The sequence below is a fragment of the Algibacter ulvanivorans genome, assembly GCF_048381495.1.
Classification (GTDB): Bacteria; Bacteroidota; Bacteroidia; order Flavobacteriales; family Flavobacteriaceae; genus Algibacter_B; species Algibacter_B ulvanivorans.
Genome location: NZ_JBLWGD010000007.1, coordinates 116,681 through 130,822 on the forward strand (window position 1 = coordinate 116,681; position 14,142 = coordinate 130,822).

At 36.4% G+C, this 14,142-nt stretch carries 8 protein-coding genes; all 8 read right to left on the bottom strand.

What is annotated here, in order from left to right; genetic code table 11:
- Positions 1-5: 5 nt before the first annotated feature.
- The 8 genes from ACNG5D_RS15120 to ACNG5D_RS15155 all read right to left on the bottom strand — a co-directional run bounded on the left by ACNG5D_RS15120 (position 6) and on the right by ACNG5D_RS15155 (position 14,043).
- Positions 6-1,409: a sugar porter family MFS transporter gene (locus tag ACNG5D_RS15120; protein WP_418184372.1), complete on the bottom strand. Its 1,404-nt coding sequence runs from the start codon at positions 1,407-1,409 to the stop codon at positions 6-8.
- Between the two features lie 30 nt (positions 1,410-1,439).
- Positions 1,440-3,044 carry a sulfatase gene (locus ACNG5D_RS15125; RefSeq protein WP_418184373.1) on the bottom strand — a complete coding sequence of 535 codons (1,605 nt, stop codon included), beginning with the start codon at positions 3,042-3,044 and terminating at the stop codon, positions 1,440-1,442.
- An 84-nt stretch (positions 3,045-3,128) separates the two neighbouring features.
- Positions 3,129-4,700, bottom strand: a complete 1,572-nt coding sequence (locus tag ACNG5D_RS15130; protein WP_418184374.1) for a glycoside hydrolase — start codon at positions 4,698-4,700, stop codon at positions 3,129-3,131.
- A 117-nt stretch (positions 4,701-4,817) separates the two neighbouring features.
- The gene (locus tag ACNG5D_RS15135; RefSeq protein WP_418184375.1) at positions 4,818-6,245 is read right to left on the bottom strand and encodes a hypothetical protein; all 1,428 of its coding nucleotides are present in this window, start codon (positions 6,243-6,245) and stop codon (positions 4,818-4,820) included.
- A gap of 91 nt (positions 6,246-6,336) precedes the next feature.
- The gene (locus ACNG5D_RS15140; RefSeq protein ID WP_418184376.1) at positions 6,337-7,962 is read right to left on the bottom strand and encodes a glycoside hydrolase; all 1,626 of its coding nucleotides are present in this window, start codon (positions 7,960-7,962) and stop codon (positions 6,337-6,339) included.
- Positions 7,963-7,981: 19 nt separating this feature from the next.
- A complete protein-coding gene (locus ACNG5D_RS15145; RefSeq protein WP_418184377.1) occupies positions 7,982-9,562 on the bottom strand; it encodes a RagB/SusD family nutrient uptake outer membrane protein in 1,581 nt (526 codons plus the stop codon).
- Positions 9,563-9,566: 4 nt separating this feature from the next.
- The gene (locus ACNG5D_RS15150; protein WP_418184378.1) at positions 9,567-12,566 is read right to left on the bottom strand and encodes a SusC/RagA family TonB-linked outer membrane protein; all 3,000 of its coding nucleotides are present in this window, start codon (positions 12,564-12,566) and stop codon (positions 9,567-9,569) included.
- 61 nt (positions 12,567-12,627) lie between these two features.
- A complete protein-coding gene (locus ACNG5D_RS15155; protein WP_418184379.1) occupies positions 12,628-14,043 on the bottom strand; it encodes a hypothetical protein in 1,416 nt (471 codons plus the stop codon).
- Between the last annotated feature and the right edge of the window lie 99 nt (positions 14,044-14,142).

Consider the following 14,142-nt stretch of genomic DNA (forward strand, 5'->3'; position numbering starts at 1 on the left):
CGTTTCTATTCCTTATCTTTAGTCAATTCTAGTTCTATTTCTTCAAGACTTTTCCCTTTTGTTTCTGGCAACTTCGACTTAATAAATAAGAATCCAGCAATACATATTATACTATATACCCAGAACGTCCCTGAAGCTCCTAAAGCATCATTTAAAATTGGGAATGTAAAGGTTAAAACAAACGACGCTATCCATAAAGAAAACGTAGCAATAGACATGGCAACCCCTCTAATTTTATTCGGAAAAATTTCGGAAAGAACAACCCATGTAATTGGAGCTAAAGACATGGCGTAAATAGCAATTGCGGTAATTACTAACAATAGTACTGGCCACCCCGTAAACTGAAAAAAGTAAGCACCGCCTAGAATTAAATACACTATTCCTAAACCTATAGAACCAAAGAGCATCAATTTTCTACGCCCCCAACTATCTACAGTTTTCATTGCGATTAAAGTAAAAATTAAATTAACACTTCCTGTAATTACTATATTAAACAGCATATCTCCAACGCTGTAGCCTGCAGCCGTAAATATTTCTTCTGCATAATTGAAGATAATGTTTATACCGCACCATTGTTGGAAAACAGCCAATACAATGCCAATAACCAAAATAGGTTTAATTTTTGACGATTTTAAATCTGAACCACTAACTTTGGCTTGTCCACTTTCTTGCAAGGTTAACTTAATACTTTCCAACTCTTCTTCTGCGTAAGCTTCTCCTCCAATTTTTGCAAGTACTTTTTTGGCGGTTTCATACTGATTTATCTTTACCAAAAACCTAGGACTTTTTGGCACAACAAACATTAAAACAAAAAACAAAGTTGCCGACACTAATTCTGCCCAAAACATCCATCGCCAACCAGTTTGTCCGTTCCAAGAATTTAAAATCATTTCGGGAGTATTATTTTCCGGAATAGCTTCTGCGATAAAATAATTGACTACTTGGGCTGCCAAAATTCCAACGACGAGGGTTAACTGGTTTATAGCTACAAACTGGCCACGATATTTCGCTGGAGCTATTTCTGCTATATACATTGGCGATAATGTAGAAGCCAGACCAATTCCCAGTCCACCAATAAGCCTATAAATTATAAATGGTGTAAAACTATCCACATACCCTGTACCAAATGCAGAGATAATAAATAGAATTGCAGAAAAAATTAATGGAACTTTTCGGCCTAATTTATCGGCTACGAAACCAGATATTACTGCTCCAAAAATACAACCTATAAGCGCACTACTCATCGCCCACCCTTGTAAAGTAGGGTTTAAGGATATATCAAAAAACAGTTCGTAAAACGGCTTAGCTCCTCCAATCACTACCCAGTCATAACCGAACAGGAAACCGCCCATAGCAGATACAAGCGCTAGAAATAATAAATAAGTAAAATTAAATTTTGTTTTATTCATGGTGTTTAGTTAGTTGGTTTGTTTAAAACTTTAGTCTTTTGTATTTAAACTACTATCGTACCAATTATTATTGGGATTAAAATCTTTATTAAGAAAATCCATACGTTGTTTTTCTAAACGTTGCTTCATTTTAGTTTTTCGCTCTTCATACTTGACTTTTGCCTTGCTATCATCATACTTAGCATAAACTTTTGGAAATCTAGCATTTACACTCTCTAAATAAGCGTGCAGCTCCTTACTTAAATTTTGTGTTACCTCTGAGTTGTCTGAAGAAATATCATTTGCTTCACTTGGGTCTGATGATAAATTATATAGTTCATCATGTCCATCTTCCCAGAAATGAATAAGCTTATAATCTCCTTTTCTTATAATACTTACAGGATCGCCACCCTGATTTCCATAATGAGGATAATGCCAGAACAGAGGTCTGTCTTCTAATTCTCCACCCTTTAACAGCGGTACTAAACTTACTCCATCAATTATATGGTTTGGGTCTTTTTCTGCCCCAGCCATATCTAATAATGTTGGATAAAAATCTATTCCTGAAGCAGGATACTCAATTTGTTTAGGCACGTTTTTTATCATGGGTGCTTTAATTAGGTACGGCTCTCTAATACCACCTTCCCATTGGTATCCCTTACCACCTCTCAAAGGATAGTTTGTAGTAGAAAAGGCATCTCCACTAGCTACACCTCCATTATCAGATGTAAATACTACAATGGTATTCTCTTCTAAACCCAACTCTTTTAACCTATTGAGAACAACGCCTACTGCATCATCCATAGACTCTACCAAGCCTGCATAAATAGGGTTATCCTGTACGGTTCTAATAGGTAATCTAGCTTCCATTTCAAAACCAGATTCAGGAATTCCTTGTGATTCTGCCTTATCTCTGTACTTTTTCCATTTTGCCTCTGTTGTTTCTATAGGGCCATGTACCGCGTAAAAAGAAAGGTATGCAAAGAACGGTTTGTCTTTATTTGCGGTAATGAAATCAGCTGTTTCTAAGGCTAAACGCTTAGTAAGGTTTTCACCTTCATATTTATAATCTAACTTAGGATTTCTCCAAGGCGCATAATATCCACCTTTAGGACCTCCAACTTCCCAGCCTCCTTTGTTTATATCGAAACCATTGTTTTCAGGACCATATGGCACATCTCCTAAATGCCATTTCCCTGCAAAAAAGGTTTTGTATCCGTTTTGTTTTAGTGCTTCAGCTATAGTGATACTTTCTTCGGGAAGCGCGTGAACATATTCTGGTGGCATAACTTTGGTATTGTAATAATCGCCCCATTTTTCACCTGTAGCGGCTCCAATCCAGTCTGTTATACCATGTCGTGCAGGATCTTGACCTGTCATTAAACTGGCCCTTGAAGGACTACATACCTGACATGCGGCATAACCTTGTGTAAACTCAGTTCCTTCCTTTGCTATACGATCAATATTAGGTGTTTCATAATAGTTACTCCCTGCATAGCTTAAATCGTGTGCACCCAAATCGTCTGCAAGAATAAACAATACATTAGGTTTTTTATCTACTTTAACCACTTCGTTATCAACTTTGCTTTTGCAGCTATTAAAAACAATAGCCGCTAAGCAAAGTGCAACTAAACTAAACTTATTCCTATTTTTCATTTGTGTCATTATAATTTATTGGTACCCAAAATCTCCAACCTACTTTTGCTAATTCTTAGTGCTGTTTTGGTTTAGGGTGTTTTATTACTTTTTTAAAGACCCTGTTAGCGTATTTATTGATTTTGCTTTAAGGACAATGTCTTTGCCGTCTACTTTAAATGTTTCTAAATTGCTATTTTCGGAGGTAACGCTTATATTTTCAATTTTACAGTTGGTTACATTTAAAACCTGATCCTCGTTACTGTAATTAATCGCAACTAAAACCACCTCTGAAGTATCTTTATCAAGGTATCCTGAAACCATCATATTGTTGTATGCTTTTGTTAAAGCTTCTTTGTTTTGGTTTGACTCAACCTCTACCCTTACCACTCCAGGCTTTACAAATCTCGAATAGTTTCCCAACGCCCATAATAATTTAGAATCGTGGTATTCTCCATCATCTTTTAGCGATTGTTTATTATAGAGGTCATTTGGGTTACCTGTATCTAAATAAATAAGCCCGTCTTTAAAATTGGCTATGGTCAAGGCAGTCCACCATTGCCAAGAACTGGCATTGGCTAGAGTTAAATCGGCATGTATAACACGAGCTACGTATAGCGCAGTACTAATTCCCAAATCCCGTTTATGCCCTCCGCCTATGTCATCATTTTTTTCTAGAATACAAAACTCACTTTGCCAATAATCAAGACCTTGATATTCATTTAGTTTATGTTTCAACTTTTTTCGTATACCAATTAGGCTATCTACTGGCCAAGTTGTAAAATAGCTATGACCTGTAATTGTATTATCTAGATGCTTTAGTTCTTTCTTTTCGTCGAAAAAAAAGTCGATTTGATTACCTCGTTCTGACTTATTGTAGTTTGAGTATAACCAACGTAAATCGGCTGCTTCCCCCAATACTATTTTTGTAGACATACCACTCTCGTCTATACCCCTATCTAACATTTTAGTAAGTTCCAAAATATTTTGATTGGTTGCTGGTGTGCCTTCTTGAGATTTTTTCTCCCAGTCCCATTGCGGTTCGTTTATTGGGCTTAGATAATCAAAATGGATTCCTTTTGACTCAAAATGTTTTAAAAACTCTATCATGAAACTGGCATAATCATCAAAATGTTCTGGTTTTAAATTAATTTCACCATCTTTATTATCTCCATTATAACCCTTCCCATTTTTTGTCCACTGTACGGGGGCAGAAATTGAAAATGCTAAGAATTGATCTACACCATAATCCTTGGCCTTTTTCAAAAACCATTGCTGCCCCTCTTGTTTTTTCCAATTGTAATCTCCATTAGCATCTATAAAAGATTCTGCTCTTCTCCATTCATTTGTAATATTAGAATCATCACCTTTCTCAGCAGTTCCTGCTCCGATATAAAACCGCCACATAGAAAGCCCGATGCCTTTAGGATTTCCTTTTTCATCTGTTTCTTTACTAAAAAGCCATTCTGCTATTTTCTCCTTTTTATGTTCTGGCCAATTGCTGCCAACAAACTGACACCTCCAAGCATCAGAAGCTCCAAAACCTACAATAGTTTGATATTCCTTTTCAGTATTTAATTGTACTTTTATAGTTTGTGCCATACCAGCGTTACTGATAAAGCCTACAAACCATACCACAACAAAAACATGCACAAAAATTGCTTTTTTATATCTCATTTATAACACAGCAAATCACTTAAACATCTATTTTACATAAACAAATTTAAAAACATGTTCTTTCTTAAAAATAGACACAATAACTAAAAACATAGACAATAATATTTTCAACACTATTTAATTCCCTTTAACAACAATTTTATAGATTTGATACAAACCTTCTTTATTAACATCTACCACGACATGGTTTGAGCTAATTTTAGCTAACGCCGTTTCTACAAGATAAGGTTCTGCTTTTGCCGTATCATTATAATCTACTGGTACAAAACGTTCTACACTCTGTATAGAACTTATAGCAAACCCATTTACTTTAACTGCTACTTTTTTACCACTCTCCTTCGCTCCTGTAATATACATTACCATGGTATTAGTGTCTTGTAAAGCGGCTGCTAAATGAAATTTATTTGATGTTGTTTTTAAAGATTTCCCTTTATATGAAGCTGCCATATCTCCTAAAATTTGCCCTGTTGGTAACACTTTAGAATAGTTCCAGTTAGTTATACCCAAACCAGGCACAGGACTATTTATTGGTGGCCAATATGCTGCCGCTTGAGCTCCTGACCTAGCATAAATATGAATAATATCTGGTATAATATTAGCGGCTTCCATGTATAATGCTCTTTCGTTGTAATCTCGAGAGGGCATCCATTCTGATAGGTATTTAAAGTTCTTGTCAGGGTTGAAGTTATCGGCACATTTCTTTATTCTTTCTTCTAAATCAGCGATATTATGCGTATCAGTAGTATAACCTGTATAGGTATGTAAACCTACCCCATCAATAGCATCATAACCTCTAATAAACTTATTCTTCATGGTTGTAAATTCATGAGGCTCTGTATAATCTCCGTTAATTAACAACTTAAACTTACGGTTTGGATATTCATTAACTATATATTCCGTCAAGTCCATGGCAATGTTAACATATTTATCCAGTTTTTGCGACCTACTTACACCTCCTGCCCATTGCAACCACCATTCATTACCAATTTCCACAAGACCTCCGTTAACAGAGCTAATGCCAGACATGTCTAAAGCCTGTTTAGCTCTAGCCTTTAAGTTCGCAATTGCAAGGTTATATTGAGAAGAACCAACCGCTGTAATCATTGCTTCTTCCGTTGGTAGAACAATACTATAATTTGAAACATTGCTCTTTAACGTTTCTATTGAAGCTCCAGGCGTTTCGGGTGATTTGTCCCATCTAGGAGTTGTATTGGTTGTCCAGTCGTAAAATTCAGATTCCCAACCTCCAGGGTATCTTATCACTGTGCTACCAATTGTACCGAGTGTAGAAGCAAAAGCTGAAAAGGTATTATCTGGAACTAGACGCCAATCATTATTAACACCAAAAATTTCTGGACTTATATCAACACCATCAGTAGCATCGACCATAATAACCACATCTGCATTTACCTCTTCCTCACCTTCATCTTCGCCTCCTATTCCATCTTCAATATCACCAAATTTAGGGTCGTTAGGATCTGTAAAATCATTCGAAGTGCAGGAAAAAATTATTCCTAGCAATAGCATTAATATTGTCTTTTTCATTTTTTTTGTTTTTTTAAAATTTTATAATAACATCAAAAAAATTACACCATTTTTGTTGTAATTTAATAGCTTTAAAGCTGTTTTAACAAGCTTATTTTATCTGAGCCCTTAAAGTTACTATTGATTTAGACGGCACAACTATATTGTCATACGTAGTTGTAGATTTTTTTAAGTTCTTAGTAGATGATGTTGTATAAACCTCGAAAAGATCATTTACAACCTCAAATTGCGTCCCATATTCTTCTAATATAATTTCCCTATTACTATTGGTATTGTTAACACATACTAAAACCAAATCGTTGCCCGAGGTACTTTTGTAGCCCGAAATCATGAAATTTTCAACCGAAGTATTATCACTATAATCAGGGTCTTTAACTTCAAACCTTACCATTCCAGGCCTAACAAACCTACTATAGTTCCCTAGCGCCCACAATAACTTATTATCTTCAACCGTACCATCTGTATGTGCTGGACTATTGGAATTGGGTGTCCAAAGTACAAGGTTGAATCGGTATGGATGATCTCCGAAAGTAGAACTATTAAGAGCTGTCCAGAAGCTCCAGCCAGTAGCATTACCAAAAACTAAATCTGTGTGGATTATACGACTCATCCATAACGCATAGTCAATTTCTTGAAAAGTTGATACGTCTTTGTTTTGCTGATACGCAGTACCCAAAAGACTATACTCCGTTTGCCAATAATTCAAACCATAATTTTCTAGTGTTGTTCTCAAAGACTTGCGTTGCCTTAAAGACTCATTAGTGGTTTCATTACTGAAATAGCTATGTCCTGCTATATTTTTTGATAGATTAGTTAAATTACCTATATAATTAGCACTAGAAGGGTTAAAGAAATCATTAACCTGATTTACCGTATTACCGGAACCTTCAAACAGGTATTTTAACTGAGCCGCTTCAGGAATCATTATTTGGGCATTTACCCCCTTTTCCGTAAACCTCTCATCAATGATTCTGGTAACGGTGGCCACCTCGCTATTGGTAGCCCGGGTACCGGATTGTTGCGCACTACCAACCTCTGCGTTCCATTCATATTGCGTTTCATTAAACGGGCATACGGTTGCAATATTAAAACCTTTATTTTCATAATTTTTAACAACATCCGCAAGAAAATGAGCATAGTTATCATACTTATCGGAGTCGCAATTAAAGCCAGCAACATCAGCGGTACTAAACACATATCCGTTTTTAGACATAAAATATGGTGGAGCCGTAGCCCAGGCTGTAAATTTATTAACCCCATACTCTCTGGCTTTCTCCATAAACCATTGCTCTCCCGCTTGTTTTGTCCAGTTATAAGTACCATCTGGCGACAAATAACATTCTGTTTCACGGAACCAAGAATTTGACCTAAAACCACTATTTGCTTGATCGGCCGCACCATCACCAATGATAGTTCGCCATAGTGAAAGGCCGATGCCTTGAGGGCTACCTTGCCCATCAGTTTCAGAGCTAAAAAACCATTTGGCCACTTGGTTTTTTGTTGCTTCTGGCCATTTTCCAACCCATTGATCTTGAAACCCTCCAGACGCCCCAAAATGATCTATGATTTGAAACGTGTTATTTAAATTTAGTACTATTCCTTCTTCTGGATCATCAAACTTAGGATCGTTGGGATCTGTAGCCTTATCTGTACTGCATCCAAAAATCGCTAAAACTAATAACAAGCAAAATGATACTTTAAAAAATCTATACACCATACATCTCTGTTTTATTTTATTAATAGCCAGGGTTTTGCTCTAAATTACCTCTAGAAGCCTGTATCTCTTCAGGAGGAATAGGCCAAAGTAGATGTATACTCGGATCAAACAATACACCACTATCCTGAGACTCTTTTAAATTTGTTGTTTCAAATGGATCGGTACTTACCTCCGTATTATATTTAACAAAAGATCCCGTAGAACCTAGGATTAATGCAATTCTAGGTACTCCATTAATTTTTTGTCTTCTTAAATCATACAACCTATGCTGTTCCAAAGCCAATTCCAAACGTCTTTCTTTCCAAATTGCATCTCTCAAAGCAGAATCGGCCAAAGACATATTAGTACTTAAACCTACTCTATCTCTAATTAGCTTTAAAGAATTCTTAGCCGAAGTTTCATCGCCATTAAAAAATGCAGCCTCTGCGTGTATTAAAATAACATCAGCTAACCTTAAGTAAAGTACATGTCCTGGCAATTGACCTTGCACATAATTTGCTGGCCTTTCCGCTTTGGGTAAATAGTATTTTCTGTTGGTACGACCTGACTTATTTTCAGAAGGCTTGCCGTCGAATTCCGTAACCTCGGGGTCGCCAAAAACAGGTTCGCCATGTTTAATTATTGTTGACTGCAACCTGATATTATCGCCTTCACTTAAAAACGCATTTTCTAAATCGCTTGTTGGCGAGCCCCAGCCCCAGCCTCCGTCTCCACGACTTCCGTTGGTTTGAGAAAGATAACCTCCAACATCTACTAGATTAGGATTACTTACAAATTCTACACCGAATATTGATTCTACGCCATTGGCATTACCTACTTTATAAATATCGGCAAAATCAGGCTCTAAACTATACTCTCCCAAATCCATTACTGTTTTTGCCATAGCTTGAGCTTCTGCCCATTTTTCTTGAAATAAATACACTTTAGCTAATAAAGCTTGAGCTGCACCTTTGGTTGCTCTACCTAAATCTTCTGCTGCGTATTCGCTTTTTTCTGGCAATCCGTTTATCGCATCTTCTAAATCGTCCTCGATTAAAGCATAAACCTCTGCTACGGTTGCTCTTGTTTTATCATTAATAGATGGATCGAATAACTCACTGTAGGTGGTAACAATTGGTACACCTCCAAAATTCCTAACTAACTCAAAATAAAAAAATGCCCTTAAAAATTGTGCTTCACCTGTAAATCGACTTTTTAAATCTTCAGAAATACTACTCTCTGGAAGATTGTCTAACGCAATATTTACCCTTGTAATACCAATGTAATTATGCTCCCAAAATGCATTAAAATAAGTTGAACCGGCAAATACATTATATTGGGCTATTCCAAATATATCTGGTCTTGGCTGTGCCGTATTACCTGCCCAGTTATCATCGGTTGCCATGTCATTGATTTGACGCTGAAAATTAACCATCCACCATTTTTCTCCATTTACTTTCCTATACAAACCGTTAACAAAGCCTTCTAAGTTATCTGGATTACTTAAAAAATCATCTAACGTTTCTCTACCCTGTAGAGGCTGATCTAAAAAATCTTCTTTATCGCAACCCACTACAAAAAGGGCCGCCGTTATTGTTAATAATAATACTATCTTTTTCATAATTTTATAAACTTAAATTTAACCCTACCAAATACGTTTTTGATACTGGATTTCTACCAAAATCTACCCCTAAGCCATTAATAATACCTCCACTTTGAACTTCTGGATCAAATCCCGAATAATCCGTAAGCGTTATTAAATTCTGTCCGGACACATACAATCTACATTTTTCAAACCCTTTAACTTTAAAGTTGTATCCCAATTGTATATTACGCAACCTAACGTAGGTACCATCCTCAATAAAAAGATCGGATGGGTTTTTATAGTTTCCATTTAGATCAAGTTCTGTAAGTCTAGGGAAGCTCCCATCAGTATTGGTTGGCGACCATACCACATCTGTTGTCCCTGCCAAAACGTTTAGATTTTGAGTACCTGATCTTATATATTCTAAATTACCATTATAAACATCATTACCAAATGTACCGTACCACTGCATAGATAAGTCTATATTTTTATAGCTCATGTTTATATTTAACCCTCCAAAAAAGTCTGGAAACGGATTACCAATGGTCGTTAAATCTGCATCGTCAATTTTACCGTCTTTGTTTTGATCTACAAATCTCAAATCACCTACTTGAGCATTTGGTTGAATGATAGTCCCATCCTCTGAAGTATGCGAGTTTAATTCCGTTGGATTTTGAAAAATCCCATCTGTTTGATAGCCTTGAAATAAACCTACTATTTCACCCACCTCTGTAATTTTAACATTTCGATTACCTAAGGTTGCTCTCTTTTGCCCTAAAATGACCTCATTTGAGGGGTCGAGTTCTATTGTTCTACTTTCGTTAGAAGATAGTGTTAAGTTAACCCCTAAATTAAAGTCGTTCCAAGTTTTATTTAATCCTAAAGCGATATCGATACCTTTAGATTCTATACTTCCAACATTACGAGCAACTGTACCCGGAATACCGGTATAACCTGGTTGCTCTACTTGATTTAACAAGTCTTCAGAGGTTTTTACATAATATTCGCCCGAAAAAGTCAAGGCGTTATTAAACAGCCCAAGGTCAACGCCAAAGTTTTTATCTTTTACAGTTTCCCATCTTAAATCTTGATTACCAAACTGACTCAAGAAGTTAGAGACAACACTCTGCCCTCCTAGAATAACGTTATCTGAGCCTACTGTAAAAAACGAACCATCTCTATCTATATTTTGATTTCCCAATTCTCCTGCACCAGCTTTTAAACGTAAATTATTAATAGTTTCTGAAGTAAACCAATCTTCAGAATCTACATCCCAAGCTACCGAGGCACTAGAAAATATACCTGTTCTTCTATCCTTTGGAAAACGAGAGGATTGATCAACTCTTACCGATGCGTTTATTGTGTATTTATTATCAAAACTATAAATGGTTCTAAAAACTCCCGAAAGAATATTCTGCTTACCTTGATTTCCCTTAGCAGAAATAAGCAGTCCTTCATCATTAACAGCCGCATCCAACTGCCAAAGCCTTGAGTCCGTATCACTAGGTATGCCCTCTCTAGAACCTCTTAAATAATTAGTACTTTCTGAATCAAAAAGAACACCCCCAACAACATTTAAATAATGCTTATCGAGAATTGTTTTTTCAAAGGTGATTGTGTTGTTAATTACATAATCAAAATTCTGAGTAACATTTTTTGTGTATTGGTTAATCAATCGCCTTCTATTAGGATCAAATTCGTAGGCCGGATTAAATGTTTCCCAAGTTAGAGCATCTACATTTAAACCTACCTGAGACACGAAGGTAAAAGCAGGTGATATTTTATACTCCAATTGGGTATTAGACAACAAACCATAAAATTTATTTTCTGTAAACAGTTGAGCAATTTGAGCAACTGGGTTTGGCACTAAATTATTAGATACAGGGTATATGCTATATATATTGCGCCCTACTCTTTCACTTTGTGGAAGATATACTTCGGTTAAAGGATCTATTCTTATAGAATTAAATAATAAATCTGGCGTATTTTCCCATTTCTCCGACCTAGGGCTAAGATCTTGTTTTAAGGTAACTTTATCAGAAATCTTAAAATCTACGTTAAAACGACCTGTAACCCTTTGATAGTATCCTTTTGCATAATTGGATTGCTGATCGAAAAAACTTAAACTAGCCGCATACTTAAGTTTCTCATCTCCACCTGAAGCTCTTAGGTTTGCATTAACCACCGGTGTATAATCCCTAACTACCTCATCCCACCAATCGGTTCCTTCACCATAATCATTTGGATCGTAAAGTGGAGACGCATTATCATTTGTTCTCCTTGTGTTTATAACTTCTATATATTCTTGCGCCCCTGCCATTTCAATCTTGTCCCAGCTCTGAACACCGTAGTTAAAATCAAAACTTATTTTTGCCTTGCCTGATTTTCCTCTTTTTGTTGTTATCAACACCACTCCGTTTGAAGCTCTTGAACCATATATGGCTGATGCTGCAGCATCCTTCAAAATATCCATACTTTTAATATCTTGAGCATTAACAGCGTTTAATGAAGTGCCACTAGGCTGCAAAATACCGTCGATAACAATTAGAGGACTAGAAGACCCAAGAACAGTTGTGATACCACGAACCAAAATTTTTGGAGAAGCACCCGGAGAACCTCCCGAAGATAACACCTGAACACCTGCAGCTTTACCTTGCAACGCTTCTGCAGCATTACTAGCTACTTGTTTGGTAATTTCTTCGCCATCTACAGAAGCAATAGATGTGGCTATTTTATCTCTTTTAACCGCACCATACCCAATAACAACCACTTCATCTAATTGTGCACTATCTTCCTGAAGCGTAATGGATATATTTTGCCTACCAGAAACAGACACCTCCTGAGTTTTGTATCCAATATAACTAAACACCAAAGTTGTACCATCATTTACCGTTATTGAGTAATTTCCATCAAAATCGGACGCCACTCCCTTATTAGTGTTCATTTCAATAACATTTACACCAGGTAACGGCTGACCACTTTGGTCTGTAATAGTACCCGAAACGGTATTTTGGGCAATTACCTTGAATCCCAGCAACATAAAGCTGAGTATTATCAATTTTGTAAGTTTCATATAATCGTATATTAATTTAGTTGATTTTTTATCTCGCCAGAAATGACAATCTGTTTAGGTGCGTATCAAATACCACCTTATAATCCTTTCCTAAGGCATCATCTGGAAAAACATAGTTTGTTCCCCCGCCTGGGACAGTAGCTTCTGGATCGGCAGCATTATCAACTCTCCAGAAAGGAGCCCATCCAGAGGCATTTGAATTTAAAATAAACCCGTTAGCACCCTCATCGCCAGGTTGGTCATCAACACTAATATCTAAGGTCCATAGATAAGGGTTGCTAGAATCTACGTTAAAAGGTTTTCCTGAATTAAAGTGCCAACACTGTGTGGCTCCTGTTGTATTGTTTACGCAGGTAGAAGAATCTCCAACAAACACTCCTCGACCTAAAATGTACACTTGATCAAAAGCATCATCGGTTGGAATATAGGCATTTACCGTGTAGGTTAGATTTTTTACATCTATTATCACTTCGTAGTATCCTATTTGCGGCAGAACTATAGGAGTTACTGTATTATCCGAACCAATATCTAGCACTCCTGGCTGGTCTTGACTTGCACCGAAAGTATAAGGTTCAAAAGAGCCTTTCTGAGGAATGAATCGCAATTCGACATTCTCTGTAGCAGCATAATACCGGGCTGTAAACACATATCCGTCTTCGCCACTTAAGGTACTAGCCTCGGTTGCATAAGGCACCCCAAACAAATCAGTATTTAATTCTGCATCACTAGAGACATCTGCTAAATACATAGCATCAAACAACAATTCGTTAAGTACATTAACATAAAGCGTTTCCGTTGTTAAGTTTCCTGAGGCATCTGCAACAGTAATCGTGAAATCGTACCTGCCTTCATCTTCAATATCCAACGATTTCATATAATTATAACTTGTTCCCGAAACTGGAATAGTTTCGTTTAACATTGTACTTTCAATTTTAAACTCTGCCAACTCTTGATCAGTAATAACTATATCGAACTCTATTTCGTTTCCTTCACCAATTAAAACAGTAGTTCCATTAGTTGGGCTATTTACCTGAACAATAGGACTGGCTATATCCTGATCTAGAGTAACCACTAAGTTTTCGGTAGACTGATTTCCTCCTTGATTGATTACCGTTATAAGAATTAGATGCTCACTACCTTCAATAGCATCTTCTGGAACTTTAAACTTATAATCTAATTCATAAGTTTTATATACTGAATCATTTTTTGTTATGGTTTTATCTAAAAACCACGGTTCATACTTCAAATTTACAGATTGAATACCCGCTGGATCAACCAACGTTCCTTTAACAACAAAAGTTTCGCCTGGAAGCGAAGAAATACTCTTTGTTAACAAATTAATCTCCGGCACAGAATCTGTTTTAACCGAATCATCATCGCTACACCCAATAACCAATAACAATAGGCAAGCAATTATTAACACTCCTAGTTTTTTTGTCTTCATTTTTTAGTCAATATTTAGTTTAATTTCAAGATATTATATAGCCTAATACGATACGCTCACAATAGTGTGGTTTTAGCGAGCTGTTATTTTTCAACTATT